Origin of the sequence: Amycolatopsis pittospori (assembly GCF_013870525.1) — a bacterium.
GTDB classification, from domain to species: Bacteria; Actinomycetota; Actinomycetes; order Mycobacteriales; family Pseudonocardiaceae; genus Amycolatopsis; species Amycolatopsis pittospori.
On record NZ_JACBXD010000014.1, the window covers coordinates 101,606 to 126,978 of the forward strand.

Here is a 25,373-nt window from a genome sequence, read left to right on the forward strand (position 1 = left end):
GCGACGGTGGTCGTGAGTGGCGATTCGGGTTAGAACCCGAATCGCCACTCACGACCACCGGGCGGGTACGCCCACTGAAGAAACCGGCGGTTGACCTCGGGTCTAGGATCCCCGCTGTGACGGACGAAAAACCGCTCCGAGCCGATGCCCGCCGAAACCGGACCAGGGTGCTGGAGGCTGCGGAGCGCGTCTTCACGGCCAAGGGCACCAGTGCGCCGACCGAGGAGGTCGCCCGGGAGGCCGGAGTCGGCGTCGGCACGGTGTTCCGGCACTTCCCGACGAAGGAAGCCCTGCTGGAAGCCGTTCTCTACGCGCGGCTTCACCGCTTCGTCGACGAAGCGGAAGCGACCGTGGCCGCCGATTCGCCGGACCCGGGTGCCGCGTTCTTCGGGTTCCTGACCGGATGGATCGAGATGGCCGGCGCCAAGAACGCTTACTTCGAAGCCTTGTCGGCGGCCGGGGTCAGCGTTCCTTCGGCGGGATCGGTCATCGGAGTCCGGCTGAAGGACGCGCTCGGTGTACTTCTCAGCCGGGCACAAGACACCGGCGACGTCCGTAAGGACCTCGGTGTCGAGGAGTTGATCCCGGTGATCATCGGGACGGCGAAGGCGGCGGAGCATGCCGGGCCCGAATTGCGGGCCCGGACGGTCTGCATCCTCTTCGACGGGCTCCGGCCGCGTCAGGCGTAGGGATCCATCGTCGGCCGCTTCGGCGCGAGCGCGTCTCCGGAGGACTCGCCGCGTAGCCGTCGCTTGATCCACGGTACGGCGTGTTCTTTGCCCCACTGCAGGTTCTCGGTGCGCCGGGCCTGCGGGCTGAGCAGCGGACGCGGTCCGAGTTCGGCCGGTGTCAGCTTATGCGGTTCGCCGAGGGCGTCGAGGACGGCGGCAGCGATTTCGTTGTGTCCCAACGAGTTCAGATGCAGACGATCGGGTGCCCACAGTCGCCGGTCCCGGAGTTGCCGCATCGCCCACATGTCCACGAGCAGTGTCCCGTGCCGGGCGGCGATCCCGCGGACGTGCTCGTTGTAGATCGCGACGCGGCCTCGGATGCGGCGGAACAGCGCGTCTTCGACGCCGTCAACGCCGGTGAAGAGCACGACACGCGCGCCGGTGGCGACGACCTTGCCGACCGCGACGTCGTAATCGTCGAGGAGGGCGTCGATATCGACCTTCGGCCGCATCAGGTCGTTGCCGCCGGCGTACAGCGTCACGATGTCCGGGTTCAGCGCGAGCGCGGGATCGAGCTGCTCGGCGAGGACCTGCCCGAGGAGTTTGCCGCGGATCGCGAGGTTGGCGTAGCGGAAGCCGGGGTGGTTGCCCGCGAGCTGGCCCGCGACGCGGTCGGCCCAGCCGCGGACGCCGTTGGGGGACGACGGGTCCTCGTCGCCCACCCCTTCGGTGAAGGAGTCGCCGAGACATACTAAGCGGTTGGTCGTTGCGGACATGCTCAGATGTTACCCAGACGGTCGCGCTTGGCCGGCCAGCCCCTGCCCATGCCGGATCCGCGCCGCGGCACAGGATGTTCGCGGAAGCGTCGTGCCAGTCGTAGTTGACAAGTCCCATAGTGGACTTGTCTACTACGGGGATGATCCTCTCGCGCATCATTCTGGGGTTGCTCGCGCTCGCTCCCATGACCGGCTATGACCTCAAGCGTCATTTCGACTCGACCGCGGGTCACTTCTGGGCGGCGGACAAGGCCCAGATCTACCGCACCCTCGCTCAGCTCGTCGCGGACGGATTCGCCGAGGTCGAGACGGTGGCCGGAGCGGGGGCACCGGATCGGCAGGAGCACCACGTCACCGCCGCCGGACGAGCTGCCCTCGCCGAGTGGCTGAAGAGCGAGCCGGAGCGCCACGTCGAACGTGACCCGTTCCTCGCCCGGGTGTTCTTCGGCGCCGGACTCGACGACGACGACCTTCGAGCCCTTTTCGCGGGACATCGCGCGGCGGCCGAGGCGCGGCTGGAGCGTTTCGAGCGGATCCGGGCCGAGAACCCGGCGTCCGATCGTGGTGCCCGGCTGCGGCTTGCCACGCTGGACAACGGCATCGCGCACCTGCGTACCGAACTCGCCTGGCTCGACGAGGCCGAGAAGGAACTCTCATGAGCCGCCCGGTGGTGCTGCTGCACGGGGGCAACGTCGCGAACTGGATGTGGGAACCGCAGCGGGAGGCGTTCGCCGACCGGACGGTGTTCGCTCCCGATCTGCCGGGATTCGGCGAGCGCGTCGCCGAGGTCTGGCCGGGGCTGGACGCGGTGGCCGACGACGTCGTGGCGGGAGTGACCGAACAGGGCGTCGACGGCCCCTTCGATATCGTCGGACTTTCGTTGGGCGCCTTGACCGCGTTGCGTGTGCTGGCAAGACATCCCAGCCGGGTGCGCTCGGCGTTCCTCACCAGCGCGCCGCTCCAGCGGGCCGGTGCCGGACTGCGCTTGTACTGCCGGATGCAACTCGCGCTCTGCCACGCGCCGTGGTTCTGGCGAGCCCAAGCCGCGGTGTTCGGGATTCCGGAGGACTCCCGAGCCCGGTACGTCGAGCACGGTCTTTCGGTAAGCCGCGAGACCGCGGCCGCGATGATCGCCGAGGTGTGCACGGGCGGGGTGCCCGCCCAGGTGAGCCGGTACTCCGGCCCCCTTCTCGCGACCGCGGGCGAGAAGGATTCCGCTGCGGTACGCCGTTCCCTGGCGGAACTCGCCCGGGCCGCGCCTCAGACCCAGACACGGCTCGCGCCCGGAATGCACCACATCTGGAACGTGGAGGACAGCGGCCTGTTCAACGACGTCCTGCGCTCGTGGCTGGACGGGGCCGTCGATCACCGTCTGGTCCCGGTTCCTCAGGGCTGAGCGGTAGCCAGGGCGAGGCTCACGAGGAGAGCTGGTGTCCCCTCGTGAGCCTGAATGCTCCGCGTTATTCGTCCGCGTCGGGCGCGTTCTCCCGTCCTTCTCGCGTGTAAAGCAGAAGAAACGCGAGGATGCCCGCGACTCCGGCGACGATGCAGACGTTGTCCGCGACGTCGGTGCCGAACACCGTCACCAGCGGGCCGGAGCCGACGATCATGCCGATCGTCTGCCCGGCGACGACCACGAAACCGCCGACGAGGAACGCGAACAGGCAGACGCGGGTCGCGGCCAGAAGTATCCGATACAGGGGGATCACGCTCCGGTTCAGTGGGGTAGCCACAGCACACCGACGGCCATCAGCACGCCGAACACCAAGGTGGGCAGCAGGTAGTAGAGGACGACCGGGACGAAGATCCGCACCGGATCGATCTCGGCGATGCCGGCGGCGACGTACAGCGGTGCCGCGCCGGGCGGCGAGCATCCCTCCGACGACGCCCACACGAGGATGGCGGCGAAGGCGACGTGCGGAGGGATGCCGGCGGCGGTCAGCGCGGCGAACGCCACCGGGCCCACGGCCGCGACCGTGGACGTCGTGTTGAGCGGCCCCGCGACGATCACGATGACGACGCCGACCACGAGGGCCGCCACGAGCGGGGAGACTCCGGTGAGCCCTTCGAGGTAGGGCTTGAGCTGGTCGTCGAGGCCGAGCGTCTTGAGCACGTCGGACGCGGCGAAGGCGGAGACCATCGTGACCCCGACCAGGCCGAGCTTGGGCCCGACAGCCCCGAACAGATCCCACCACTGCGCCCGGCCCTTCGGTAGCGCCTTCCGTTCGACGAGCAGGCCGACCAGCAGCATGACGATCGGCAGCCAGATGAGCAGCGGGATCGCGTCCGGTGCGTCGATGCCGATGCGGGCCGAGACGAAGTCGGCGGTCGGCGGCGCGGTGAGCAGGATCGGGACGGCGATCGAGCCGAGCACGACCAGCGACGGCCATCCGACCTTGAACGAAGCGCGCAACGGATGGATGTCCTGCGGCTCCATCGCCTGGACACCGCGGCGCTTCACGATGACGTAGGCCATGATCAGCCGCATCCCGACCATCCACGCGCCGGTGACGAAGATCGTCGCGACGATGTCGCCCGCGCTCAGCACCGGCAGCACGGTCGGCGCGGCCAGCAGGATGAAGAACGCGCCACTGAAGGGGAAGGTGGCGCCGACACCGGCGTTCCCGGACAGTACGAGCGCCGCGGTCTCACCGCTCGCCTTGGACCGCTTCATCCAGGGGATGGTGATGGAGCCGACGGTGGCCACGATCGCGGCGCCGTTGTGGGCGACCGCGCCGAACAGTCCGGATGCGACGGTCGCCGCGTAGGCCGACCCTCCCCGCCGCCTGCCGAGGAACGAGCTGAGGATGTCGACCATCCGCTGCACCAGCCCGGTCCGGGTCAGCAGTTCACTGACGAAGACGAACGCCAGCGCGGCGAAGGTGATCTCGGATTTGAGTCCGTCGACCAGGCTTTCCCAGGCGACGGTGAAGAACTCCGTGCCCGCGAACGCGGCGGTGACGAGGAAGCCGACGACCATCGCTTCGCCGATGTTGCGTTTGAAGACCGCGTTCCACACGACGATGGCGGCGATGAACGCGACGAGTGCCAGGATCGCGTTCATCTGTATGTCCTTTGTGGCCGGTGGTGAGGTAAGGATCGCACGGGGAGAGCCTCCGGTGACGTCATTGGCAGAGGGGGAGATCCGGTGGGGACGGAATCAGGCGGTGATGAGACCGGCGTCGCGGTAGGCGGCCTTCGCCTCCGGCGTGGTGAGGAACCGCAGTAGGTCCGTGGCTCCGGGCGGCGCGGTGGGGCCGAGCGCGATCGAGAGTTCGCTGTAGTGCTGGGCGCCGTCGGGAAGCGGGCCGACGATCCGGGCCTGCGGGACGAATTTCAGCTCGCTGACCTGCTGGACGGCGAGGTCGGCGCGTCCGTCGGTGATGGCGAGCGCGGTGAAACCCTTCTCGACGACGGTCGCCCTGGCGTTCACCTGGTCGGCGATGCCCAGGTCCTGGAGCAGCCGGGCGAAGTAGATGCCGCTCGCCCCGCTGCGCGAGTAGGCGACCGATCGCGCGGAGGTCAGTGCGGTGCGCAGGGCGTCGACGGTGCTGATGTCGGGGCTGTCCAGTTCGGGCGCGGTCGCGATGCCGATACCGCTCTTCGCCAGGACGACGCGGGAATCGGGGTCGATCGCGCCGGCCGCTGCCAGGCCGGCGAAGGCGTCGGACACGGCGATGACGACGTCGGGCTTGGCGCCCTCGCCGATCTTCCCGACCAGGATGGTCGTCGGGTCGAACGTCACGTCGACGTCGGCCTGGTGCGCCTTCCCGAACGCGTGCAGCAGCACGTCGTCGAGTGCCTTCTTCACGGAGAGGGCGCTGAAGAGGCTGAGGCGGGTGGTCATGGTGTTTCCTTCCGAGCGGGTGGGGAGTGGAGGGCGTCGCGCTGCCGATCGGTGAGCGGCCGGGTGGCGGCGCCTCGCAGGAGCAGGAAGATCTCCGCCGTGTGCTCGAGTTCTTCGAGTGTGTCCAGGGCGGTGTCGAGGTTCGTCCCGGCGACCACCGGACCGTGATTGGCGAGCAGCAGGGCCGGGTGGCCGACGGCGGCGCGAGCGATCGGCTCGGCGACGCCGTGGTCTCCGGGCGGGTGGTAGGGGAGCAGGGGAAGGCGGCCGACCCGCATCGCGAAGTACGCGGTCAGCGGTGGGATGGCGTCGTCCGGGTCGAGACCGTCGAGACACGAAACGGCGGCGGAGTGCGTCGAATGGGTGTGCACGACGGCGTTCGCGGACGGCCGTTGCCGTAACACGATGGCGTGGAAGAAGGCTTCCTTCGATGGCGGCGGCCCGGCGACGTGGTTTCCGTCGGCGTCGATGACCGACAGATCACCAGGCCGCACGGTGCCGAGGCAGGCTTCGGTGGGCGTGACGAGGATCTGCTCGCCGTAGCGCACCGAGATGTTGCCCGTGCGGCCGTGGGTGAGTCCCCGGTCGTACAGGGACCGGGCCGCGGCGATGACGCGTTCGCGGTAAAGCCTGTCGCCGCTCATGAGCCGGAAGCCGTCGCGAGAAGGTCTTCGTCGCCGAAGTTGCCGGATTTCAGCAACAGCGCGGGATGGCGTTCGTCGACAGGCTGGATCCACGGCACCCCGGGCGCCGCTTCGGCTCCAATGACGCTGCCGCGGACACCGAGCGCTGTGACGATCGCCCCCGAGGTCTCCCCGCCCGCCGCGACGAGACGGCGTACTCCGCGCGCGGCGAGCCCGGCGGCGATCAGCCCGGTCGCCTTCTCCAGCACTTCGGCCGACCTGGCGACGCCCAGCTTGTCCTGCGTGCGCTTGAGATCCGCGGGGTTCAGCGACGAGTAGATCAACGGCGCGACGCCACCGGTGAGGGAGTCGTACCAGGTCAGCGCGCTCGCCGCGAGGTCGTCCGGATCCGGGGTCTCGACCGGGTCCAGCCGGTGGGCGGGACGGCCGAGCCGCAGCATGACGGCGACTTGTTCCAGCGTCCGTGCCGAGCAACTGCCGGACAGCACCGCTGCCGGGCCCTCAGGTGTCCGTGCCGCGACGGGCGGGGGAGCCGCGGAGGCTCGTGCGACGGCGAGACCGGCCGCCAGCCCGGCCGCACCGGCGACGAGAGGCGCGTCGACGGCGATCCGTCCCAGCAGCCGCAGGTCGTCTTCGGTCACCGCGTCGACGAGGACGTATCCGTCGCTCGCCAGGGTTTCCCGCACGGCGGCTTCGCCGCGGCGGACGACGTCGTGCGTGATCAGGGCGACCGGCGTGTGGGTCTGCGCCCGCAGCAGCCGGGGCAGATACGAGTCCGTCATCGGGGTCGCCGGATGGTCGCGCATCGGCGATTCCGCCAGCAGCGTGTCGCCGACGAACAGATAGCCCTGGTACTGGGTACGTCCGTGTTCAGGCGAGCTCGGGGTCGTCACCACCGTGCCGGGCGGAAGTGCCCGTGACAGCGCGTCGAGCACCGGGCCGATGTTGCCCCGCGGCGTCGAGTCGAAAGTGGAGCAGTACTTGAAGTAGATCTGCTCCGCTTCCCGGTTTCGCAGCCACCGCAACGCTTCCAGCGACACCGAGACGGCTTCGTCGACCGGGATGGAGCGGCTTTTGAGCGCGAGCACCACGGCGTCGTGCTCGGGAAGGTCTTCGGTTTCGGGCGGTACTCCGAAGAACAACAGGGTTCGCAGACCGCCGCGCCGGAAGGCGACCGCGACGTCGGTCGCGCCGGTGAAGTCGTCGGCGATCGCGCCGAGCACGCCGGTCATCCCCCGATCACCGCTTTCAACCTCTTCGCGGCGCTGCGAGGGCCTGACACGACCGGCAGGCCGAGCGCGGACGACAGTTCGCCGGCCGCGGGAGCCAGCGAGTACTGGGCCAGCAGGACGAGCTCCCACGAACCGGCTTCCGCCTGGCAGGTTTCGACGAGCTTGTCCGGCGCGAGCACCCCGCCGACCTCGACGTCGATCCCCTTGTCGCGGGCCGCCTGCTCGAAGCGCGCCGTCGAGTCGCTCAACGCCGACGCCAGCGAAGCGACCACGAGAATCCTGGTGCGACCGCTGGAAAGCGCGTCGTCGAACGCCGCCTCGTCCGGGGCCAGGAGCGGGACGGGTGCGTCGACCTGCTTGGTGACCTCGCCGTAGAGCGAGCACGTGAGCAGTACACCGTCGGCTCCGCCGGTGACGGCGTAGTCGATGAGGCGGCGCATCCGGTCGTCCAAGGCGGGTGTGCGGCCGGCTTCGCCGACGTCGGCCAGTAGCCGGTCATCCAGGATGTTCCACGGCTGGGCCTGCGGGAACCCTGTCGCCAGCGCGCCGACGGCGGGCGGGATCGCGGCCGGTGTGGCGCTGATCAGCGCGATGCGCGGGCTCATCGGATCTGCTCCTTGACCCAGCTCAGACCCGCTTCGGTGCCGGCGGCTGGCCCGTACTCGCAGCCGATCCAGCCTTCGTAACCCTCGGATTCGAGGGTTACGAAGACGTCGGGCCAGGGGACGATGCCGGTGCCGGGTTCGGCCCGGCCGGGGGAGTCGGCGATCTGTACGTGGGCGGTCCGGGGCAGGAACTCCCGGAGTGCCGCGAGGACGTCCTTCTCGTCGATGGACGCGTGGTAGACGTCGAAGAGCAGGCTCACGTGGTCCTCGCCGATCGCGTCGGCGACGGCTGCGGCGTGCGCCTGGTCGTCCAGTACGAAACCGGGCGCGTCCTGCTTGTTCTGTGCCTCCAGCAGGAGCCGGACGCCGGTACCGCGTGCCCGCTCCGCCGCCCACGCGACATTCGCGACGTACTGGGCGAAGGCCCGATCACGGGAGACGTCGTCGGGCCGGATCCCGGCGGGCAGATGCAGGAAGGAACTTCCCAAGGCCACGGCGTACTCCAGGCCGAGCTCCACTCCAGCGCGGAACTCGGCGGTACGGCCCGGCAAGCACGCGTGGCCGAGGCGTTCCGGGGAGCCGGGCTCGCCGGTGGGGGAGTTGATGAGGATCTGGCTCAGGCCCGCGTCGGCGAGCCGCCGCGTGAGAGTGGCGGCGGGGAAGGGATACGGCGAGGCGTACTCGACGGCGGTGAAACCCGCCGCGGCGGCCGCGTCGAAGCGCTCTTCGAAGGGGAGTTCCGTGAACAGCCACTTGAGGTTGGCGTCGAGACGGAGTCCATTGTGGAGGATCATCGGCGCTCCAAGGCGAGGTGCTCGGGATTGACGAGGTTGCCCGGGGTCCGCCCCCGCAAGGCGTCGACGACCTGGCGGGCGGCCATCAGGCTGGAACGCGACCGGGCCTGTTCGGTGGCGGCCCCGATATGTGCGGTGAACACGACGTTGTCGAACCCGCGCAGCCTGCTGTCGAGCGGCAAAGGCTCCTCCGCGAGCACGTCCAGCGCCGCGCCCGCCAGCGCTCCGTTCTCCAGCGCGTCGGCGAGTGCTTCCTCGTCGACCACCTCGCCGCGCGCGGTGTTGATCAGGAAGGACCCGGGCTTGACCTTCCGCAGCGCGGCCGCGTCGATCAGGTGCCGTGTGGAGTCGTCGAGGAAGATGTGAAGGCTCAGGAAGTCTGCTTCGGCCAGGACCTCGTCGAAGGTGCGGCCTTCGACGCCGGTCTCGGCGAGGAAGTCCTCGTCCAGGTAGGGATCGTGGGCGACGACGCGCATCCCGAGGGCCAGTGCCAGCCGTGCGACGGTCTTGCCGATCGAGCCGAGCCCGATCAGGCCGAGCACGGCGCCGTCGAGCTCCCGGCCGCTGCGCTGCTCCCAGCGTCCCGCTCGGACACTCGCGATGTTCTGCGGGATCAGCCGTGCGCAGTTGAGCATCAAGGCGAGCACGTGTTCGGCGACCGACCGGCGGTTGGCACCGGGGGTGTAGGTGACGGCCACGCCGTGCCGGGTCGCCGCGTCGAGGTCGATGTTGTCGTAGCCGACTCCGCAGCGTCCGAACACCTTGAGCCGGGTGGCCGCCTGGATGACGTCGGCGGTGAAAGCGTCGGTGCCCGCGACGATCCCGTCCACGTCGCGGACGAGGTCGGACAGGGGAGTGCCGTCGGCCTCGCGCTGCGCGGGGGTGGTGAAGACGGTCTCGAAACCCGCTTCCGAGAGCAGTTGGTCGACCTCGCCGCCGGGCTTCAGGTACGAGGTCGTCACGAGTACGCGCTGGGTCATCCGGTTCGTTTCTCCTGTTCGAGGCTGCCTGATGCAAATACTATAGGATTGATGTCAATAGTATAGCGAGGCAAGATCAGGGCTCCCTGACGCGCGGGATATCGTGATGCGACTAAGGAGGGACACATGGCTTCCCCGCGGAGGTCCGGGCGGCAACCGCTCGCCGACCGGATGTACGAGGTGCTGCTGGGTCAGTTCACCGACGGACGCTGGTCGGCGGGTGAACCGGTCAACATCGGTGCGCTGTCACGGGAACTCGATGTCAGTCAGACCCCGTTGCGGGAGGCGCTGGCGCGACTGGAGCACACCGGGCTCGTCCGTCGCGAGGCACTGAAGGGCTATCGCGTCGCCCCTCTGCTCACCGAAGTCGAGCTGATCAAGCTGATGGACGCGCGCATGGTTCTCGAACCCGCGCTCGCCTACGAAGCGGCTCGTCGGACCACGCCGGAGTTCCTGGGCGAGGTCCTCCGGAGCGTCGACGACCTCGCGCGCGCAGCCACATCGACCGACACCGAGGTCTTCAGTGCGTACTGGACGATCGATGAGCGGTTCCATCTGCTCATCGCGGCGCAGGCCGACAATCCGTTCCTGGAGAAGGCCTACCGGTCACTCGGGGGACAGGTGCAGCGGTTCAGGTTCTTCGCGAAGCTCGGTTCGGCCAGGGGAGCGCCCGGGCTCGCGGCGGAGGAGCATCGAGCCGTCTACGAAGCGCTGGTAGCGGGGGAGGCCGATGAAGCGGCCACCCGGATGCGGCGGCACATCGAGAACGCGAAACAGCGCGTCCTGGAGGACCGGAAGTCGGTCGAAGCGGCAGAACTTCCCGTCGGTCATCGAACTTCTTAAGTGTATAACGCCCTATACCCTGGGGCGAGGTTGAAAAACGACTATCTGCCACAAAAGAAAACCGGCCACGAAGGCCGTGGCCGGTTCAGGCATCTACTTGAGCAGGGTCAGGAAGAAGTCTCGGATGTCCGCCGCGAGGAGTTCCGGTACCTCCATGGCGGCGAAGTGGCCGCCGCGCTCGAACTCGGACCAGTGGCGGATGTCGTAGAGACGCTCGGCCAGCGGTCGGACTGACTGCGTGATGTCGTGCGGGAACACCGCCACGCCGAGCGGGACCGGGCAAGGCGGGGCTCCTCGCGAGGTGTCGTGGTGCAGTCGTCCCGAGGAGGCCGCGGTCGCGGTCAGCCAGTACAGCGAGATGTCGGTGAGCATCCGGTCGTCGCTGACCGGCGAGCGAGGATCCGTCCACTGCGCGAAGCGTTCGGCGATCCAGGCCAGCTGGCCGACCGGCGAGTCCGTCAGCGCGTAGCCGATCGTCTGCGGGGTGGTTGCCTGCAAGGCCTGGTATGGCGGGCGGTTCGCCATCAGCTGCCGGATCTTGTCCAGCCGGGCTTCGTCCGTTTCGGACAGTGCGACGTCGGCGTCCGGGCGGGTCGGCAGGTAGTTGACGTGCACGCCGACGACCTGCTCGGGAGCCACTGCGCCGAGTGCCGTCGAGATGCCCGAGCCGAAGTCGCCACCCTGTGCGCCGTAGCGCTCGTAGCCGAGTCTGAGCATCAGTTCGGCCCACGCCCGCGCGATCCGGACGAGATCCCAGCCGCGTTCGTGGGTCGGCCCGGAGAAGCCGTAGCCGGGGATGGACGGGATCACCAGATGGAAGTCCTGCGAGAGCGGCTCGATCACGTCGAGGAACTCCAGGAACGAGCCAGGCCAGCCGTGGGTGAGGATCAGCGGGAGTGCGTCCGGCTTCGCGGACCGGACGTGGACGAAGTGGATGTTCTGGCCTTCGATCTCGGTGGTGAAGTGTGGAAGCTCGTTGAGCTCGGCTTCGTGTGCGCGCCAGTCGTAGCCGGTGCGCCAGTACTCGGCCAGTTCCTTGAGGCGTGCCAGCGGGAAGCCGTAGTCCCAGCCGGCGTCGGCGACCTCGTTGGGCCAGCGGGTGCGGGCGAGCCGGTCTTCGAGGTCGTCGAGGTCTGCCTGAGGGATGTCGATGCGGAAGGGCTTGATCATGATCCTGGCTCCCAGTGAGTCATTCGGCGGCTAAACGTTCAGTCGCCTAACGTTTGGTCTCCAAACGATACCTCAATCGTTCGGGCGCCCAACGATTCGTTAGAGTCGTCACATGGAGAACCCGTCCGACGAGACGCCCGCCCGGTGGCAGGGTCTGCCCAGCTGGCTCCTCACCCAGACCGCCAACCACGCGCATCGCCTGGTGACAGACGGGTTCTCGGCCGTCAACGCACGCGGCTACCACTACCGCGTCCTGGCGACGCTGGAGGAATTCGGCCCGGCCAGCCAAGCCGGGCTGGGCCGCCGAAGCGGCATCCACGTCAGCGAGATGGTCGCGACGATCAACGAGCTCGCCGAGGGCGGTCTGGTCGAGCGCGCCCCGGATCCCTCCGATCGGCGGCGCAACGTCATCTCGCTGACCACCGCGGGGAAACGGCAGCTGCGGCGGCTGGAGAAGCAACTGGCCGACCGTCAGGACGATCTGCTGGCTCCACTGTCCGCAGAGGAACGGGAGCGGTTCACCGAGCTGCTGTCGAAGCTGCTGGAGCACCACGACCGGCGCGCCGGCGCTCCCGAAGAGACCTGGGTCGACTAGAAGCCGAGCGGGTCGCAAAAGCGGGCTGTGGCCTGGGCCACATGTTCCGAACTGGGAATATGTCATATCGAGCGGCGAAATGACCCCGCATTGTGGACACTCGGTGCCGTGCTCCGAGAAGTCGACGATCTTGAACAGCCCGCTGATCCCCTGGTGGCGCCCGAGTCCGGGCGTCGGGCGCGTGTGCTGGAGAGAGTCCTCGACCGGGTGGCCGTGTCGCCGTATCCGAAGGCGATCCTGCTCTACCTGATGATCCGCACCGCCAGCGTGCAGTTGCTGGACCTGCTGGCCGCGCGTCGCGGTCAGGTGTTGACCGACCGGCTGACCGCGTGGGACGGGCAGTGGTATCTGCGGCTGGCGGTGCACGGGTACGCGGACCTGCCGGGGACGTTGGACGCGGCGAGGCAGCCGTACGCGGACGCGCCGATGGCGTTCTTCCCGCTGTATCCCAGGCTCGTCGAGGCGGTGATGTGGGTCGGTCTCGACGTCGTCACCGCGGCGCTGACGGTGTCGGTGCTGGCCGGTCTGGTGCTGGCTTGCGGGCTGATCCGGATCGGGCGGGCGGTGTCGGCGGATCGGGGTGACCGCACGGGTCTGCTGCTGGTGGCGTTATGGGCCGGGGCGCCGATGGCGATCGTGTTCTCGATGGCCTACACGGAGGCGGTGTTCTGCGCTCTCGCGGTGTGGGCGCTGGTGGGCGTGCTGGAGCGGCGGTGGTTGCTGGCCGGGGCGTGCGCGTTCGCGGCCGGGTTGTCGAGGTCGACGGCGGTGGTGCTGGTCGCGGTGGTGGTCGTCGCGGCGTTGATCGCGGCCTTCCGGCGTTCCGAGGAACGGGAGCGGGCGCTGACGGGTGCGTTGATCGCGCCCCTCGGGGTGGCGGGGTATCTGGGTTTCGTCGCCTACCGGACGGGAAGCTGGACCGGCTGGCAGGACATCGAGTTGCGGGGCTGGAACACGGAGTTCGACTTCGGTGTGGAGACCTGGGATTCGGTGCTGGCCAGGCTGACCGCGGACGACTCGGTGTTCAGCACGCTGACGGTGTTGTTCCTGCTCGGCGCGGTGGCGTTGGCGATCGTGGCGGCCGGTATCCGGGTGCCGTGGCCGTTGACGCTCTACGGCGTCGGTGTGCTGGCGCTGGCGATCGGTACGCGGGGGCTGCCGGACGCGAAGATCCGCTTCATCCTGCCGGCCTTCCCGGTGCTGATCCCGATCGCGATCGGGCTGGCGAAGCGGCGGACGTCGACGGCGGTGGTGGCCGCGGTCGCGTGGGTGGTCTTGGGGGCGTGGTTCTCGGCGCATGCGCTGACGGCTTGGCGCTACGCGATCTAGCTCGCTTGTCGGGTCCGGTGGTCGGCGACGTGGACCCGGGTCGCGCAGCGGGTGGAGCAGAAGCGGCGGCGGCCGTTGCGGGAGACGTCGACGTAGACGGTTTCGCAGCCTTCGCGTGAGCAGACGCCGAAGCGGTCCGGGGCGTCGCAGACGAGGTGCGCGAGTCCGCCGGCGGTGTAGGCGCGGACCCGGGAGACGGTGCCTGCGTGGGCGTCGACGTAGTGCAGGTGGGGTGCTTTGCCGTCGTGGGTGGAGATGTACGGCTTGGAGGCGGAGTCGTGCAGGAGTGCGTTGACCAGGTCGACGCGTTCGGCCGGGTCCGCTTCGAAGACGTGTCGGAGTCGTTCGATCCAGGCGGCGATTTCGGTCGCTTCGTGCCCTTGGACGGCGGCGACCGTCATGCGGTCCTTGAAGATCGCGGTGAGTTCGGCCGGTCCGGCGGTGTCGCCGAGGTTGACGAGGTCGGCGGCGATCTGGGCGGCGGCGCCTCCGTAAGGGTTGAAATGCATTAATCCATTACAGCACGATCGGGGCATGGAAGAGAACACATGCCCGCGGTGTGGTTGGCCACTGGCGGAGTTGCCTGGAAGAGCCACGAATTCCCAGCGGGTCGCCCAGGGGCGGCTGGAGTACGTCCGGTGCCTGTGCGGGAGCTGGCTCGCGCGTGTCGACGGTGTCGTGATCGGCGCGACGAAGTCCCAGCTGGGTTCGGCTCAGCTCTGACGGTGGCGCGCGTCGGCGAGCAGTTGCGCGAGCGCGTGCACGGGAGAGGTCTCCAGTTTGTGGCGGTGTGCGTCGTAGCGGTCGCGGGTGGTGCGGATGTCGGCGTGTCCCAACAGGTCCTGGACCTTCTGGACCGGGACGTCGTTGGCCAGCAACAGGGTTCCGGTGGTGCGCCGTGCGGTGTGCGGGGAGATCGTGTTCGCCTCGGCGAGTCCGGCGGCGCGGGCCTGTGCCCGCAGGAGGAACCAGACGTCGCGTTGCGCCAACGGTTTCCCGCCGGGTTTGGCGGTGTCGTAGCGGTGGGGCATGGTGGCGAGCAGCGGGCCGGTGAGTTCGTCGGCGCGGAGGCCGGTGCGGGCGGCGCGGAGTTCGAGGTAGCGGCGTAGCGGGTGCAGGGCGGCGGGGACCAGGGGGACGAAGTCGCGATGGCCGCCTTTGGCGGTGTAGCGCAGGATCGTGTGGCCGGAGTCGGTGTCGAGGTCGCGGACGGTGGCCGTGGTCAGGCCGGAGACGCGGAGTCCGGTGTAGAACAGGATGGCGACGACGGCGGCGTCGCGCCAGGACGGTTCGGTGTCGTTGGCGCGGGCCCGTTTTTCCATGTGGTTCAGCAGTTTCGCCGTCGACTCGCCGCCGAGCGCGGGTAGCGGCGGTGTTTTGCCGGTCTTGGGCCGGGCGACCGCGGAGACCGGGTTGCGGTCGGCGATGTCGTTGGACTGCAGGTACCGGTACCAGCTGGAGATGCCGGCGAGGGTGCGCGCGACGGTGGAGTCGGCGGCAGGGCGCGGTGTTCCGTCCCTGCCGGTGACGGTGAGGGTGTTCTTCCAGGCGTCGACGTCGGCGCGCCGTGCCTGGAGCGGGTCGAGTCCGGTGCGGGCGCACCAGCCGAGCCACGCGGCGAGGTCGGCGTAGTAGGCGCGGCGGGTGTGGTCGGTCTTGTCGGTCTCGAGCCAGAGTGTGGTGATGTGCCGGATCGCGTAGCGGTCGAGCGGATCCGCCGGGGGGAGCGCGGGCAGGACGGCGACGGCTTCGGCGAGGACCTGTCGCCGGTTCTCGGCGCTGGTCTCCGGCAGCCTGGTCTTGAGCAGCTCCACTGCGGAGGGCACGAGTTCGGCGGACATCGTGATCATCCTAGCCACGACGGCTCGTGAGTGATTTGGGTCGTTAGAACGACCCAAATCACTCACGAGGCTCAGGTGTAGTAGCCCGCCACGGGGACGCGGGCCTCGTCGTACAGCGCCGGGCCTTCCAGGCGTACGCCCGGTCCGGTGACCGGCGGCTTGAGCGCGGTGACCTGCTCGCCGGAGAGGGCGAACACGACCCGTCCGAGGCCGGAGCGTTCGATGGCGCCCTGGCACATCCCGCACGGCTGGCAGCTGGTGTACATCGTCGTCGCGGCGGCGACGGCGGGCTCCAGTTCCCGTGCGGCCCAGACGGCGAGTTTCAGTTCCGGGTGGTGGCTGATGTCCCCTTGCGACACCGAGGTGTTGTGGTCCTCGGCCAGGACGGTGCCATCGGGCCCGAGCAGGAGCGAGCCGAAGGGCGGATCGCCGTCGGCGCGGGACTTCGCGGCGAGCTCGATGGCCCGGCGGAGGTACTTCTCGTCTTCTTCGGTCATGATCGTTCTCCTTCGGGCCGGTAGCGGCCCAGTTCCCAGTGTGCTGCCACAGTCGCCAAAGCCTGCCAGGCGGCTTCGGGACGGCGGGTCTCTTCGGGGTCGCCGGAGAACGGGTCGAAGACGACCGTCTCGGCGCCGAGGTGGCGAAGCCGGTCGAGGTCGTCGACGATCTGCTCGATCGTCCCTTCCCCGGCGCGGCGGTCGGGTCCGGTGACCGGTTTGTCGGTGAGGTTCAGCAGGATCCGCGGCGCGAACGCGGGGACCGGCCGGTCCTGGGCGTCGGCGATGGTCTTGACCCGGGTGAGCGCCTCGGCGAGCCAGGGGAGGGTGGTCCGTAGCGGATGCCAGGCGTCGCCGACGCGGACGGCGCGGCGGATCCCGGCGTCGCTGTTGCCGCCGACCCAGATCGGGATGTCGCCCGCGCGGTAGTCGGTGTCGTTCGACCACGCTTTCCGGACGGCGTCGAGGTGGTCGTCGGTCAGCCGTCCTCGTTTCTCGAAGGGGACGTCGAGTGCTTCGAACTCCTGGCGGGCCCAGCCGGACGCGACGCCGAGCACGAGCCGTCCGCCGCTGAGCGCGCTCAGGTTCGCGGCCATGCGGGCGATCAGGAGCGGATGGCGGTACGGGACGATGAGCACGGTGGTGCCCAGCCGGATCTTGTCGGTCACGCCGGCGAGCCACGACAGGGTCGTGAAGGGCTCGTAGAACGGCGCCGGGTACTGCTCGGCGACGTCCGGGGTGATGGCGACGTGGTCGGACACCATGAGCAGGTCGTAGCCGAGGCCTTCGACCGTGGTGGCCCAGCCGCGGAGGATCCCGGGGTCGGTACCCGGGCCGAAATTCGGGACGTTGACACCTATTTGCACTGGTCAAGACTATCGTCGCGGACCAAAACCGGGAAGGGATCTTTCCCGGTGTAAGGGCGATGGGGCCGTGGATCTGCCGGTAATATGGCCGGATGGCCGAGACTCTTGACGCGACGGACTGGGCGATCCTCGTCGAGCTCCAGAAGGACGGGCGGCTTCCGCTCACCGAGCTGGGCAAGCGGGTGAGCCTGAGCGCGTCGGCGACGACGGATCGGGTCAAGCGGCTGGAGTCGGCCGGGGTGATCACCGGGTACCGGGCCGACGTCGACCTGGAGAAGGCCGGGTATGTGGTCCTCGCGGTGGTGCGGCTGAAGTATCCGGGCAGTAAGCACGCGCCGCTGCACAAGCTGCTGGCCGAGCGGACCGAGATCCTCGAATGTCTTCGCACGACCGGTGACGACTGTTATTCGCTGAAGATCGCGGCGCCGTCGATGGGGCGGCTGGAGGAGATCGTCAACGAGCTGGCGCTGTTCGGGAGCACGAACACCAACATCGTCTACAACCAGACGCTGCCCTATCGCGGGCCGCAAGGCCCGTGACCGGTACGGGGCCGCACCGGTCACGGGCGGGGCGTCAGGCTTGGCCCGCCGTCTCCCAGAGACCCATCACGTTGCCTTCCGGGTCCTTGAAGTAGGCGGAGAAGCCCATGTCGCCGACGGCGGTGCGCCCGATGAGGGTTTCGCCGCCCTGTTTGTCGATGACCGCGAGCGTGTCATCGATGCTCCCGACGTCGAGCACGAGCACCGGGCCGGGGGAGGGACTGAGGTCTTTCGACAGCATCCCGCCGTTGATGAAGCCCGGCTCCGACGGCATGCCGGTCTCGACCGTCGGTCCGGACGAGACCATCGTGTAGTCCATCCCGGGCATCGCGTCGGCCTTCCAGCCGAAGACCTCCCGGTAGAAACCGCGTGCGCGCTCGCCGTCTTCGAACGGAATCTCGAAGTGCACGACCCGTCCGGTCATCGTCATCAACTCCTGTCGTGGCAGCGGGTTTCGAACGCCACCAGCCAATAGCCGGCGGCTCCCGCGCACTAGAGGACTTCGCCCTCTCCGAACCAGCGGCGCAGCGCCTCCTCCAGCTCCCGCTGGTCTTCGCCGACCCACGCCACGTGGCCGTCCGGGCGGAGCAGCATCGCGGGCACGTCGAGTTCCTCGCTGACGTCGACGACGTGGTCGACCCGGTCTCCCCAGCTGTCCACCGAGAGCCGGCCGGTCTGGTCGAGCAGCATCCCGCGGCCACCGTGCATGAGCCCGTAGAGGTGCCCTTGTTTCAGCTCGACGTCCGGCATCCGGCGGCCGAGCAGTTCGTGGCCTTCGCCGAAGTCGTAGCGGATCCCGGTCGCGGTGATCTTCTCGGTCAGGTAGCGGTTGACCTCCTCGAAGTCCATCAGTTCGGTCAGCAGCCGTCGCACGGCCTGTGATCCGGAATCGAGGGCCATCAGCTGCATCTGCGCCCTGGTGTTGTTCAGCACCGCGGCGGCCACCGGATGCCGTTCGGTCTCGTAGGTGTCCAGCAGGTTCTCCGGTGCCCGGCCGTCGACCGCCGCGGCCAGTTTCCAGCCGAGGTTGACGGCGTCCTGGATGCCGAGGTTGAGGCCCTGACCGCCGACGGGCGGGTGGATGTGCGCCGCGTCGCCCGCCAGGAACGCCCGGCCGACGCGGTAGTGCTCGGCCTGGCGGGTGGCGTCGCCGAACCGGGAGAGCCAACGCGGCGAGTGCACACCGAAATCGGTTCCAGCGAGGGCGTGCAGCTGTGTCTTGACCTCATCCAGGGTCGGCAGTACCCGCGGGTCTTCGCTCAGGCCCGCGGCGGGGACGACGACGCGGTACACCCCGTCCCCGATCGGGCCGATGCCGAACCGCAGCTGGGTCTTGCGGATCTCGGTCATGATCGGGAGCACCGTGTCCCAGTCGGCGGTCAGCTCCATCTCGCCCAGCAGCGTCTCGACCTGGGCGGGTTCGCCGGGGAAGTCGATTCCGAGGAGCTTGCGGACGGTGCTCCGGCCGCCGTCGCAGCCGACGAGGTACCGCGCGCGCAGCCGGGTGCCGTCGGCCAGTTCGACGTCCACGCCTCCTTCGTCCTGGCTGAGGCCGACCAGTTCCTGTCCGCGTCGGATGTCGACGCCTGCCTCGATGGCGTGTTCGGTCAGCAGCCGGTCGGTGATGGTCTGGGGGATGCCGAGGACGTACGCGTGGGCGCTGTCCAGTTCCGGCGAGGGTTTGGTGATGCCGGCGAAGAAGCCGCCGACCGGATACTTCTTGCCGTTTTCGAGGAATCGCTCCAGCAGGCCGCGTTGATCCATCAGCTCGATGCTGCGCGCGTGCAGGCCCATCGAGCGGACGACCTTGGTCAGCTCCAGGTCCCTCTCCAGGACGACCACGTGCACGCCGTGAAGCCGCAACTCGGCGCCCAGCATCATGCCGGTCGGTCCGCCGCCGGCGATGATGACGTCGATCAAGTGTTCCCCCGTGTGGTCGAGCTCGTTGTTCATTGATCCCCTGAATTCCGCGGATTTCGCTTCGGCGGGAGATTCTGCGGTACGACAGGGGTCTTGCCACAAGCCCCCAGGTGCGCTATAGGTTAGAAGTGGCAGGGAGAGCAGATCTCTCTGCCGTCGTCATTTCAGTCCGCAGTGGACGGACAAACCCCCGATAGAGGTAACTCCCTCGGCTGTGACCTGCGTCGAACATGTTCGTGACGAACTTGTTCGGAGCGAACATGTTCGTTAGGGTGGCCGCATGGCACCTGAGAAGAGCCGCCGGGAACGTCCGGCCAAACCCGCGCTGACGCGGAACGGCATCGTCGCGGCCGCGGTCGGGATCCTGCGTGAGGAAGGCCTGCGGAAGGTCACGATGCGCCGCCTGGCGCAGGAACTCGACACCGGCGCGGCCTCGCTCTACGTCTACGTCCGCAACACCGCCGAGCTGCACGCGGCGATCCTGGACGAACTGCTCGGCACGATCGAGCCGTCGTCCGAGGGCGACTGGCGTGAACAGCTCGAGCGACTGCTCACGGCGTACACGGCGATGCTCCTCGAGTACCCCGGCCTCGCGTTGTCCGCGCTGGTCGCGCGTCCGAGCGGGGAGAACTACCTCGATCTGGTCGAGCGGCTACTGGAACTGCTCGCCGAGGGGGACGTCCCGGCCGAACGGCGTGCCTGGGGTGTCGACGTCCTCCTGCAGCACGCGACGGCGACCGCAGCCGAGCACGCCGACGAGGAATCGCCGGAGGAGTGGGACGCGCTGGCCCGCGCCGTCCGAGACGCCGACGCGGCGACCCACCCGCAGATCGCCGCCCACTCCGCCGACCTCCTCTCCGGGCAGCCCGCCCAGCGACTCTCGTGGGGCCTGCAGGTGCTGATCACCGGAGTCACGCACACCGCCGTACCGCCCGAAAGGACCCAGCCATGACCACCCACCACCCCATCGCGATCATCGGAGCCGGCCTCGGCGGACTCACCCTGGCCCGCGTCCTGCACGTCAACGGCATCGAAGCCGCGGTCTTCGACCTGGACGCCTCGCCATCCGCCCGGACGCAGGGCGGCATGCTCGACATCCACGAGGAGTCCGGCCAGGAAGCACTCCGCGCCGCCGGTCTCCACGACGAGTTCCGCACCCTCGTCCACCCAGGCGGCGAGGCGCTGCGCATCGTCGACCAGCACGCCGTCGTCCACCTCGAGGAGACGGACGACGGGGACGGCGGACGTCCCGAAGTAGCCCGCGGGGACCTCCGCGATCTGCTGCTCGGCTCGCTGCCCGAGGGCGTCGTCCGTTGGGGCGCGAAGGTCACCGGCACCCGCTCGCTCGGCCACGGCCGTCACGAGGTCACACTCGCCGACGGCACGGCGTTCACCACGGATCTCCTGATCGGCGCCGACGGCGCGTGGTCGAGGGTGCGGCCCTTGGTTTCCGACGCCAAGCCTTCCTACGAAGGCGTCTCGTTCGTCGAGGTCCACCTCCACGACGCGCTGACCCGTCATCCCGCGAGCGCCGCCCTCATCGGCGACGGGATGTTCTTCGGACTCGGTGCGGGCAAAGGGTTCCTGGCCCACCACGACACCAGCGGCAGCCTGCACGTCTACGTCGCACTGAAGACCGAGGCGAACTGGACCTCCACGGTCGACTTCAGCGACATCCCCGGCGCGAAGGCCGCCGTGCTGAAGCACTTCGACGGCTGGGACGCGGGCCTGCGGGCACTGATCACCGACGCGGACGGCGACCTCACCTCGCGGCCGATCCACGCGCTGCCGATCGGGCACCGCTGGAACCGCGTCCCCGGTGTCACCCTCCTCGGCGATGCCGCCCACCTGATGTCGCCCTTCGCCGGCGAGGGCGCCAATCTCGCGATGCTCGACGGGGCCGAACTGGGACTCGCCCTCGCCGCCCATCCCGGCGACGTGGAAGCCGCCCTCGAGACCTACGAGAAGGCGCTGTTCCCGCGAAGCGAGGCATCAGCGGCGGAGTCGGCGGAGAGCCTCGTTCTCTGCTTCGCCGAGGACTCCCCGAAGCCGCTACTGGAACGGTTCGCCTCGTATCGGTGAGGAGTAAGTCAAGCCTCCGGCCTCGCCCGCGAAGGCAAGGCAACCGTCGTTCACCTCCGGACGTACATCCGATAGGCGAGCGAGGGGAAGCGATGCCGAAGACCGATTCGGGCCGGCGGGCCGACCTCACCCACGAAGAGGTCGCGAGGACCAGAGGGTGGCTTGGCAAACGCGGCATCGAGGTGGGGGAGCCGTCCAGACTGATCGCCGTCCGTGTCGGCCCCCGCCTGAGCCGATCGGTACCCGGCCGGTTCCGCTGGCTCGCCGGTGCCGTGGCGGTGAGCCTTCTGCTGAGCGTGGGCATCGGCTTCTTCGTGCTTCGCGGCGACCAGTTGCCAGTGAGCATCACCATCTACGTCATCTGCGCTTCCCTGCAGGTCGCACTTTGGCTTTCGTGTTCACACCGCGAACGGACACTGGAGCCGCTCCCGGTGATGGACCGGCGCTCCGGACGGCCGCCCGTCTTCAAAGCCCTCGACGCCTGGTTCGTGGCCTCGACCGTGATCACCTTCGGCGGCGGCGCCGCGCTCGCGACGGCCATGTACCTCACCACTTCGGAGAAGGCGTACGCACGGGGCTGGCTCATCGGACTCGGCTGGGCAGCCCTGTGCTGCACGGTGATCCTCGTCGGCACCCTCCGGCGGCCGGTGTACGCCCAGGACACCGCTTCGGCCACCATCGACACCGAACTGCGCGCCCTGGACATCCAGACCGCGGTGCCCGGTTTCTACCCGCTGGTCGTCCTTCTCGACCTCTCGTTCGGCGGCCGACCGGACGCTGGTTTCGCCGGCTGGCTGATCGCCTACGCCGTCCTCGGGCTCGGAACGATGATGATCGGCACCTGGCGCCAGCGTCGTCGTCCCGCGTTACCGCCCGGCGACTACGGAACCCCCGTCCGGCCGCTGATCGCTCACTAGGCCCGGCTCAACGGGATCGTCTCCTCGATCCGGGCGAGCTTGTGCGGGTTGCGGAACGCGTAGATCCGCGCGATGCGGCCGTCCTCGATGACGAAACCGATCGCCGAGTCGAGCCTGCCGCCGAGATCGATCCGCAGCGCGGGCGCGCCGTTGATCCACACGACCTCGACATGCGCGCCGACGACACGCTCGGGGAAGCCCGCCAGGAGCCGCGCCACCCGCTTCGCACCGGAAATCGGCTCCAGGAACGCCTGCACCACCCCTCCGCCGTCGGCGACCATCACGACCTCCGGGGAGAGGATGTCGAAAAGTCCTTGCAGGTCACCGGTTTCCAGCGCCGCCCGGAACTTCTCCACCGCCGCCCGCTGATCGGCCTTGCTGACCTCCATCCGGGGACGCCGCGCCGCGACATGTTCCCGGGCCCGGTGGGCGATCTGCCGGACGGCGCCCGCGGACTTCCCGACGGCCCCGGCGATCTCGCCGAACGGCGCGTCGAACACCTCCCGCAGTACGAACACCGCCCGCTCCGTCGGGCTGAGCGTCTCCAGCACCGTCAGCATCGCGATCGAGACACTTTCCGCGAGCTCGACGTCCTCGGCCACATCGGGGCTGGTCAGCAGGGGTTCGGGCAGCCACTCGCCGACGTAGTCCTCGCGGCGCCGGGCGAGGGAGCGGAGCCGGTTGAGCGCCTGCCGGGTCACGATCCGCACCAGATACGCCCGCGCGTCGCGCACCCCGGCCCGGTCGACGTCGGCCCACCGCAGCCACGTCTCCTGCACGGTGTCCTCGGCGTCGGCCGCCGAGCCGAGCATCTCGTAGGCCACGGTGAAGAGCAGGCCGCGGTGGATGACGAACGGATCCTCGCTCATGCCGGCGTGACCGTCTCGGCGTCCGGCCGCGCGAGCGGACGCAGTTCGCACGCGGCGGCGAAGCCCTGTGCCTCGATCCCGAGCGCGCTGTTGGTGCGCGTGGACAGGTTCGCGAACGCGATCGACGCGGTGAGCTCGACCATCCCGGCAGGGCCGAGTTCCTTGAGCAACGCCGCGGCCAGTTCGTCGGTGACCTCCGTCGGGGTCCGGCTCATCGCTTCGGCGTACTCCATCACCAGCCGCTCGAGCGGCGTGAAGACGTCGGATTCGCGCCACCGCGGCACTTCGCGGGCCTTCTCCACATCGAGTCCTTCGTTGTGGGCGTGGAAATATCCGAAGTCGAGGCACCACGTGCACCCGACGAGCGACGAGACCGCCATATGCGCGAAGGACTTGAGGTTCGGATCAACCTTGTCCCACTTCTCGACCTTGCGGCCGAACGCGCTCATGTTCATCACCACCGCGGTGTGATGCCACATCACCTCGGCGGGCTCGGGTACCTCACCGAAAGTGCGACGGCTGTAGGCCTTCACGAGCCGTCCCGTGATTCCGGTGAGTTCGGCCTTGGGAACCCTGGTCGTGCCGGTCATGTCTCCTCCTGATGTCGGTTCGCCATGAAGACACCGGGAGCGGACGGGTTGTGACAGCCGGAGTTCACACCGGTTCGTGCTGGGACCGCCGGGCGTAGGCGCGGGCGGCGCGGGCCCGATCGCCACAGCGCACCGAACACCACTGACGGCGGCCGTTGCGCAGGAAGAACCGCGTGCACGGAGCGGATCCGCAGGCGGTGAGCCGTTCGGCGTCCGGACCCGTGACGAGGTCCGCGGCGTTGGCGGCGAGGACCGCCAGGGCGTGCTCGACGATCTGGGTGATCGGGTGCGGGGCCGTCCGGTGCAGACCCTGGATCGGATCCCAGCGCAGGAGTTCCGCGGTCGGCGCCTTGCTCAGCGCGTCGTTGACGGCGTTGAGCGCGCTCTGCGGTGCCGGATCCGAGCACGACCGCGACGCGAGCAGCACCCTCACCTGCTCCCGAAGTGACCGGACCTGTGCCGCGCACATCTCCCGCAGGCCGGCGTCGGGCGGGGCGAGCCCCTGCTCGGCCAGCCAGTCCGCCGCCGTGCCCGGGGTGCCGAGGAGGTCGACGAAATGTCCGCCGGGCAACGCGATGGCGGTGTTGGCGAGCGCGAGCGCGATGTACTGCTCCGCGCCCGGGGCGGGCGGCAGGACATCGGTGTCGAGGTCGGAACCGGCGGTGTCGTCCACGTCCTCATGGTAGGCGTCGCGTTCAACCATGAGAAAGTCTCACGGAATCCATTGCACTCTTCCGTGAGAACGGTCTAGGGTCGCTCACGGAAAGAACAATACCTATCCGTGAGGTGGACGATGGCAATCGGCACGAACCCGATCAGCGAGCAGCTTTCCGTCCAGGTCATCGGCGGGCCGACCGCGTTCATCGAGTACGGCGGCCTGCGTTTCCTGACCGACCCGACCTTCGACGAACCCGGCCACTACCCTCGGCCCGACGGGAGACCCGGTCTCACCAAGACAGCCCCCGCCTCGGCGAAGCCCGCCGATCTCGGCCGCGTCGACGCCGTCCTGCTCTCGCACGACGAGCACCCCGACAACCTCGACAACTCCGGCCGGGAACTGCTGGCCGACGTGCCGCTGACGCTCACCACACCCAGCGGCGCCGGACGTCTCGGCGGCACCGCGAAGGGGCTGGGGACCTGGGAGACGGTCGAACTGACCAGGCCGGACGGGGGAGCGGTGACCGTGACCGGCGCGCCCGCACTCCACGGGCCGGAAGGCGCGGAGAAGGTCACGGGCGACGTCGTCGGCTTCGTCCTGACAGCGCAGGACCTGCCGACCGTCTACGTCAGCGGCGACAACGCCTCCCTGGACGCCGTCCGGCAGGTCGCCGACCGGTTCGGCCCGGTCGACACCGCCGTGCTCTTCGCCGGGGCCCCGCGACTGCAGCCGGTCTTCGACGGCGCGCTGCTCGTCCTCGACAGCGCCCTCGCCGTGGAGGCGGCGGAGATCCTCGGCGCCCGTGCGGTCGTCCCCGTCCACGTCGACAGCTGGCAGCACTTCACCGAAAGCCGCGACGACGTCGTGGCCGCGTTCACCGCCGCCGGACTGGCCGACCGCCTGCGGCTCGGCTGATGTCCCAGCACCTGACCGAGCCGGTCACCGGGTCTTCGCTGTCCCGGACACAGAAACGCACCCTGACCGTCTTGACCGTCTCGCAGGTGCTCAGCGGAATCGGGCTCTCGGCGGGAGTCACCGTCGGCGCCCTGCTGTTCCAGGACATGCTGCACTCCACCGCGCTGGCCGGGCTGCCCAGCGGCCTGCTCAC

At 69.1% G+C, this 25,373-nt stretch carries 31 protein-coding genes and 1 pseudogene; 13 read left to right on the forward strand and 19 right to left on the reverse strand.

Annotation, left to right across the window (positions count from 1 at the left end; all coding sequences use genetic code 11):
• The first annotated feature begins 116 nt into the window (after positions 1 to 116).
• Positions 117 to 689, forward strand: a complete 573-nt coding sequence (locus tag H5J31_RS10870) for a TetR/AcrR family transcriptional regulator (RefSeq protein WP_181772377.1) — start codon at positions 117 to 119, stop codon at positions 687 to 689.
• Here the strand turns inward: H5J31_RS10870 and H5J31_RS10875 are convergent.
• Positions 680 to 1,447, reverse strand: a complete 768-nt coding sequence (locus H5J31_RS10875; RefSeq protein ID WP_181772378.1) for an SGNH/GDSL hydrolase family protein — start codon at positions 1,445 to 1,447, stop codon at positions 680 to 682. The genes H5J31_RS10870 and H5J31_RS10875 overlap by 10 nt on opposite strands.
• A gap of 140 nt (positions 1,448 to 1,587) precedes the next feature.
• Between H5J31_RS10875 and H5J31_RS10880 the strand changes: the two genes are divergently transcribed.
• Together H5J31_RS10880 and H5J31_RS10885 are read left to right on the forward strand one after the other, a co-directional pair.
• Complete coding sequence (locus tag H5J31_RS10880) at positions 1,588 to 2,106, forward strand: PadR family transcriptional regulator (protein ID WP_181772379.1); 519 nt, start codon at positions 1,588 to 1,590, stop codon at positions 2,104 to 2,106.
• Positions 2,103 to 2,843, forward strand: coding sequence for an alpha/beta fold hydrolase (locus H5J31_RS10885; RefSeq protein WP_181772380.1), 741 nt, complete (start codon positions 2,103 to 2,105; stop codon positions 2,841 to 2,843). Before H5J31_RS10880 ends, H5J31_RS10885 begins: the two co-directional genes overlap by 4 nt.
• A 64-nt stretch (positions 2,844 to 2,907) precedes the next feature.
• Here H5J31_RS10885 and H5J31_RS10890 read toward each other — a convergent pair whose 3' ends face one another.
• The 8 genes from H5J31_RS10890 to H5J31_RS10925 form a co-directional block, all read right to left on the reverse strand.
• Positions 2,908 to 3,156, reverse strand: a complete 249-nt coding sequence (locus tag H5J31_RS10890; protein WP_328701448.1) for a hypothetical protein — start codon at positions 3,154 to 3,156, stop codon at positions 2,908 to 2,910.
• An 8-nt stretch (positions 3,157 to 3,164) separates the two neighbouring features.
• The gene (locus tag H5J31_RS10895) at positions 3,165 to 4,511 is read right to left on the reverse strand and encodes an SLC13 family permease (protein ID WP_181772381.1); all 1,347 of its coding nucleotides are present in this window, start codon (positions 4,509 to 4,511) and stop codon (positions 3,165 to 3,167) included.
• Positions 4,512 to 4,607: 96 nt separating this feature from the next.
• Positions 4,608 to 5,294 (reverse strand): molybdate ABC transporter substrate-binding protein, encoded by a 687-nt coding sequence (locus tag H5J31_RS10900; RefSeq protein WP_181772382.1) that lies wholly within the window; start codon positions 5,292 to 5,294, stop codon positions 4,608 to 4,610.
• Positions 5,291 to 5,938, reverse strand: a complete 648-nt coding sequence (otnC, locus tag H5J31_RS10905; RefSeq protein ID WP_181772383.1) for a 3-oxo-tetronate 4-phosphate decarboxylase — start codon at positions 5,936 to 5,938, stop codon at positions 5,291 to 5,293. The genes H5J31_RS10900 and otnC overlap by 4 nt, the downstream gene beginning before the upstream one ends.
• On the reverse strand, positions 5,935 to 7,170 hold the full coding sequence (gene otnK / locus H5J31_RS10910) for a 3-oxo-tetronate kinase (protein ID WP_181772384.1): 1,236 nt from the start codon (positions 7,168 to 7,170) through the stop codon (positions 5,935 to 5,937). The genes otnC and otnK overlap by 4 nt, the downstream gene beginning before the upstream one ends.
• Positions 7,167 to 7,775 carry a hypothetical protein gene (locus H5J31_RS10915; RefSeq protein WP_181772385.1) on the reverse strand — a complete coding sequence of 203 codons (609 nt, stop codon included), beginning with the start codon at positions 7,773 to 7,775 and terminating at the stop codon, positions 7,167 to 7,169. Before H5J31_RS10915 ends, otnK begins: the two co-directional genes overlap by 4 nt.
• Positions 7,772 to 8,569, reverse strand: coding sequence for a hydroxypyruvate isomerase family protein (locus tag H5J31_RS10920; RefSeq protein ID WP_181772386.1), 798 nt, complete (start codon positions 8,567 to 8,569; stop codon positions 7,772 to 7,774). Before H5J31_RS10920 ends, H5J31_RS10915 begins: the two co-directional genes overlap by 4 nt.
• Positions 8,566 to 9,549, reverse strand: a complete 984-nt coding sequence (locus H5J31_RS10925; protein WP_181772387.1) for a phosphoglycerate dehydrogenase — start codon at positions 9,547 to 9,549, stop codon at positions 8,566 to 8,568. The genes H5J31_RS10920 and H5J31_RS10925 overlap by 4 nt, the downstream gene beginning before the upstream one ends.
• 126 nt (positions 9,550 to 9,675) lie before the next feature.
• On the opposite strand from H5J31_RS10925, the gene H5J31_RS10930 reads away from it, so the two are divergent.
• On the forward strand, positions 9,676 to 10,392 hold the full coding sequence (locus H5J31_RS10930; protein ID WP_181772388.1) for a GntR family transcriptional regulator: 717 nt from the start codon (positions 9,676 to 9,678) through the stop codon (positions 10,390 to 10,392).
• A gap of 93 nt (positions 10,393 to 10,485) precedes the next feature.
• Here the strand turns inward: H5J31_RS10930 and H5J31_RS10935 are convergent, their stop codons facing one another.
• Complete coding sequence (locus tag H5J31_RS10935; RefSeq protein ID WP_181772389.1) at positions 10,486 to 11,562, reverse strand: epoxide hydrolase family protein; 1,077 nt, start codon at positions 11,560 to 11,562, stop codon at positions 10,486 to 10,488.
• A gap of 112 nt (positions 11,563 to 11,674) precedes the next feature.
• Between H5J31_RS10935 and H5J31_RS10940 the strand changes: the two genes are divergently transcribed.
• Entirely contained in the window at positions 11,675 to 12,157 is a 483-nt protein-coding gene (locus tag H5J31_RS10940) for a MarR family winged helix-turn-helix transcriptional regulator (RefSeq protein ID WP_181772390.1), read from the forward strand.
• 108 nt (positions 12,158 to 12,265) lie between these two features.
• Positions 12,266 to 13,486, forward strand: coding sequence for a hypothetical protein (locus H5J31_RS10945; RefSeq protein WP_328701449.1), 1,221 nt, complete (start codon positions 12,266 to 12,268; stop codon positions 13,484 to 13,486).
• Here the strand turns inward: H5J31_RS10945 and H5J31_RS10950 are convergent.
• Positions 13,483 to 13,995, reverse strand: coding sequence for a CGNR zinc finger domain-containing protein (locus H5J31_RS10950; RefSeq protein ID WP_181772392.1), 513 nt, complete (start codon positions 13,993 to 13,995; stop codon positions 13,483 to 13,485). The two genes, H5J31_RS10945 and H5J31_RS10950, sit on opposite strands and share 4 nt — an antisense overlap.
• 70 nt (positions 13,996 to 14,065) lie before the next feature.
• On the opposite strand from H5J31_RS10950, the gene H5J31_RS10955 reads away from it, so the two are divergent.
• Positions 14,066 to 14,209, forward strand: coding sequence for a hypothetical protein (locus tag H5J31_RS10955; protein ID WP_236004920.1), 144 nt, complete (start codon positions 14,066 to 14,068; stop codon positions 14,207 to 14,209).
• Here the strand turns inward: H5J31_RS10955 and H5J31_RS10960 are convergent.
• The 3 genes from H5J31_RS10960 to H5J31_RS10970 all read right to left on the reverse strand — a co-directional run bounded on the left by H5J31_RS10960 (position 14,200) and on the right by H5J31_RS10970 (position 16,690).
• Positions 14,200 to 15,327, reverse strand: coding sequence for a tyrosine-type recombinase/integrase (locus tag H5J31_RS10960; RefSeq protein WP_181772394.1), 1,128 nt, complete (start codon positions 15,325 to 15,327; stop codon positions 14,200 to 14,202). The two genes, H5J31_RS10955 and H5J31_RS10960, sit on opposite strands and share 10 nt — an antisense overlap.
• A gap of 71 nt (positions 15,328 to 15,398) precedes the next feature.
• The gene (locus tag H5J31_RS10965; protein WP_181772395.1) at positions 15,399 to 15,824 is read right to left on the reverse strand and encodes a nucleoside deaminase; all 426 of its coding nucleotides are present in this window, start codon (positions 15,822 to 15,824) and stop codon (positions 15,399 to 15,401) included.
• Positions 15,821 to 16,690, reverse strand: coding sequence for a TIGR03619 family F420-dependent LLM class oxidoreductase (locus H5J31_RS10970; RefSeq protein ID WP_181772396.1), 870 nt, complete (start codon positions 16,688 to 16,690; stop codon positions 15,821 to 15,823). The genes H5J31_RS10965 and H5J31_RS10970 overlap by 4 nt, the downstream gene beginning before the upstream one ends.
• A gap of 92 nt (positions 16,691 to 16,782) precedes the next feature.
• Here H5J31_RS10970 and H5J31_RS10975 point away from each other — a divergent pair, with 92 nt between their 5' ends.
• Positions 16,783 to 17,229, forward strand: a complete 447-nt coding sequence (locus H5J31_RS10975; RefSeq protein WP_076166934.1) for an Lrp/AsnC family transcriptional regulator — start codon at positions 16,783 to 16,785, stop codon at positions 17,227 to 17,229.
• A 34-nt stretch (positions 17,230 to 17,263) separates the two neighbouring features.
• Here H5J31_RS10975 and H5J31_RS10980 read toward each other — a convergent pair whose 3' ends face one another.
• Both H5J31_RS10980 and rox read right to left on the reverse strand, forming a co-directional pair.
• On the reverse strand, positions 17,264 to 17,653 hold the full coding sequence (locus H5J31_RS10980) for a VOC family protein (protein WP_181772397.1): 390 nt from the start codon (positions 17,651 to 17,653) through the stop codon (positions 17,264 to 17,266).
• Positions 17,654 to 17,721: 68 nt separating this feature from the next.
• Positions 17,722 to 19,149, reverse strand: a complete 1,428-nt coding sequence (gene rox, locus H5J31_RS10985; RefSeq protein ID WP_181772411.1) for a rifampin monooxygenase — start codon at positions 19,147 to 19,149, stop codon at positions 17,722 to 17,724.
• A 280-nt stretch (positions 19,150 to 19,429) separates the two neighbouring features.
• Here rox and H5J31_RS10990 point away from each other — a divergent pair, with 280 nt between their 5' ends.
• The 3 genes from H5J31_RS10990 (at position 19,430) to H5J31_RS11000 (ending at position 22,148) form a co-directional block, all read left to right on the forward strand.
• Positions 19,430 to 20,101: a TetR/AcrR family transcriptional regulator gene (locus H5J31_RS10990; RefSeq protein ID WP_181772398.1), complete on the forward strand. Its 672-nt coding sequence runs from the start codon at positions 19,430 to 19,432 to the stop codon at positions 20,099 to 20,101.
• Positions 20,098 to 21,231, forward strand: coding sequence for an FAD-dependent oxidoreductase (locus H5J31_RS10995; protein ID WP_181772399.1), 1,134 nt, complete (start codon positions 20,098 to 20,100; stop codon positions 21,229 to 21,231). Before H5J31_RS10990 ends, H5J31_RS10995 begins: the two co-directional genes overlap by 4 nt.
• A 92-nt stretch (positions 21,232 to 21,323) precedes the next feature.
• Positions 21,324 to 22,148, forward strand: coding sequence for a hypothetical protein (locus H5J31_RS11000; protein WP_181772400.1), 825 nt, complete (start codon positions 21,324 to 21,326; stop codon positions 22,146 to 22,148).
• Here H5J31_RS11000 and H5J31_RS11005 read toward each other — a convergent pair.
• From H5J31_RS11005 to H5J31_RS11015, 3 genes are all read right to left on the reverse strand, one after another.
• Positions 22,145 to 23,017: an RNA polymerase sigma-70 factor gene (locus H5J31_RS11005; protein ID WP_181772401.1), complete on the reverse strand. Its 873-nt coding sequence runs from the start codon at positions 23,015 to 23,017 to the stop codon at positions 22,145 to 22,147. The two genes, H5J31_RS11000 and H5J31_RS11005, sit on opposite strands and share 4 nt — an antisense overlap.
• The gene (locus H5J31_RS11010; RefSeq protein WP_181772402.1) at positions 23,014 to 23,607 is read right to left on the reverse strand and encodes a carboxymuconolactone decarboxylase family protein; all 594 of its coding nucleotides are present in this window, start codon (positions 23,605 to 23,607) and stop codon (positions 23,014 to 23,016) included. Before H5J31_RS11010 ends, H5J31_RS11005 begins: the two co-directional genes overlap by 4 nt.
• A gap of 64 nt (positions 23,608 to 23,671) precedes the next feature.
• Complete coding sequence (locus H5J31_RS11015) at positions 23,672 to 24,310, reverse strand: CGNR zinc finger domain-containing protein (protein WP_181772403.1); 639 nt, start codon at positions 24,308 to 24,310, stop codon at positions 23,672 to 23,674.
• 90 nt (positions 24,311 to 24,400) lie between these two features.
• Here H5J31_RS11015 and H5J31_RS11020 point away from each other — a divergent pair, with 90 nt between their 5' ends.
• Together H5J31_RS11020 and H5J31_RS11025 are read left to right on the forward strand one after the other, a co-directional pair.
• Positions 24,401 to 25,180: an MBL fold metallo-hydrolase gene (locus H5J31_RS11020; RefSeq protein WP_181772404.1), complete on the forward strand. Its 780-nt coding sequence runs from the start codon at positions 24,401 to 24,403 to the stop codon at positions 25,178 to 25,180.
• A pseudogene (locus tag H5J31_RS11025) lies at positions 25,180 to 25,373 on the forward strand (hypothetical protein); the annotation flags it as partial. The gene H5J31_RS11020 and the pseudogene H5J31_RS11025, both read left to right, overlap by 1 nt.

Excerpts from the sequence above, each read along its gene's own strand:
- H5J31_RS10875 (WP_181772378.1), bottom strand. The coding sequence starts at position 1,447 with ATGTCCGCAACGACCAACCGCTTAGTATGTCTCGGCGACTCCTTCACC.
- H5J31_RS10880 (WP_181772379.1), top strand. The coding sequence starts at position 1,588 with ATGATCCTCTCGCGCATCATTCTGGGGTTGCTCGCGCTCGCTCCCATG.
- H5J31_RS10885 (WP_181772380.1), top strand. The coding sequence starts at position 2,103 with ATGAGCCGCCCGGTGGTGCTGCTGCACGGGGGCAACGTCGCGAACTGG.
- H5J31_RS10895 (WP_181772381.1), bottom strand. The coding sequence starts at position 4,511 with ATGAACGCGATCCTGGCACTCGTCGCGTTCATCGCCGCCATCGTCGTG.
- H5J31_RS10900 (WP_181772382.1), bottom strand. The coding sequence starts at position 5,294 with ATGACCACCCGCCTCAGCCTCTTCAGCGCCCTCTCCGTGAAGAAGGCA.
- otnC (WP_181772383.1), bottom strand. The coding sequence starts at position 5,938 with ATGAGCGGCGACAGGCTTTACCGCGAACGCGTCATCGCCGCGGCCCGG.
- otnK (WP_181772384.1), bottom strand. The coding sequence starts at position 7,170 with ATGACCGGCGTGCTCGGCGCGATCGCCGACGACTTCACCGGCGCGACC.
- H5J31_RS10915 (WP_181772385.1), bottom strand. The coding sequence starts at position 7,775 with ATGAGCCCGCGCATCGCGCTGATCAGCGCCACACCGGCCGCGATCCCG.
- H5J31_RS10920 (WP_181772386.1), bottom strand. The coding sequence starts at position 8,569 with ATGATCCTCCACAATGGACTCCGTCTCGACGCCAACCTCAAGTGGCTG.
- H5J31_RS10925 (WP_181772387.1), bottom strand. The coding sequence starts at position 9,549 with ATGACCCAGCGCGTACTCGTGACGACCTCGTACCTGAAGCCCGGCGGC.
- H5J31_RS10930 (WP_181772388.1), top strand. The coding sequence starts at position 9,676 with ATGGCTTCCCCGCGGAGGTCCGGGCGGCAACCGCTCGCCGACCGGATG.
- H5J31_RS10935 (WP_181772389.1), bottom strand. The coding sequence starts at position 11,562 with ATGATCAAGCCCTTCCGCATCGACATCCCTCAGGCAGACCTCGACGAC.
- H5J31_RS10940 (WP_181772390.1), top strand. The coding sequence starts at position 11,675 with ATGGAGAACCCGTCCGACGAGACGCCCGCCCGGTGGCAGGGTCTGCCC.
- H5J31_RS10950 (WP_181772392.1), bottom strand. The coding sequence starts at position 13,995 with ATGCATTTCAACCCTTACGGAGGCGCCGCCGCCCAGATCGCCGCCGAC.
- H5J31_RS10960 (WP_181772394.1), bottom strand. The coding sequence starts at position 15,327 with ATGTCCGCCGAACTCGTGCCCTCCGCAGTGGAGCTGCTCAAGACCAGG.
- H5J31_RS10965 (WP_181772395.1), bottom strand. The coding sequence starts at position 15,824 with ATGACCGAAGAAGACGAGAAGTACCTCCGCCGGGCCATCGAGCTCGCC.
- H5J31_RS10975 (WP_076166934.1), top strand. The coding sequence starts at position 16,783 with ATGGCCGAGACTCTTGACGCGACGGACTGGGCGATCCTCGTCGAGCTC.
- H5J31_RS10980 (WP_181772397.1), bottom strand. The coding sequence starts at position 17,653 with ATGACCGGACGGGTCGTGCACTTCGAGATTCCGTTCGAAGACGGCGAG.
- H5J31_RS10990 (WP_181772398.1), top strand. The coding sequence starts at position 19,430 with ATGGCACCTGAGAAGAGCCGCCGGGAACGTCCGGCCAAACCCGCGCTG.
- H5J31_RS10995 (WP_181772399.1), top strand. The coding sequence starts at position 20,098 with ATGACCACCCACCACCCCATCGCGATCATCGGAGCCGGCCTCGGCGGA.
- H5J31_RS11000 (WP_181772400.1), top strand. The coding sequence starts at position 21,324 with ATGCCGAAGACCGATTCGGGCCGGCGGGCCGACCTCACCCACGAAGAG.
- H5J31_RS11005 (WP_181772401.1), bottom strand. The coding sequence starts at position 23,017 with ATGAGCGAGGATCCGTTCGTCATCCACCGCGGCCTGCTCTTCACCGTG.
- H5J31_RS11010 (WP_181772402.1), bottom strand. The coding sequence starts at position 23,607 with ATGACCGGCACGACCAGGGTTCCCAAGGCCGAACTCACCGGAATCACG.
- H5J31_RS11015 (WP_181772403.1), bottom strand. The coding sequence starts at position 24,310 with ATGGTTGAACGCGACGCCTACCATGAGGACGTGGACGACACCGCCGGT.
- H5J31_RS11020 (WP_181772404.1), top strand. The coding sequence starts at position 24,401 with ATGGCAATCGGCACGAACCCGATCAGCGAGCAGCTTTCCGTCCAGGTC.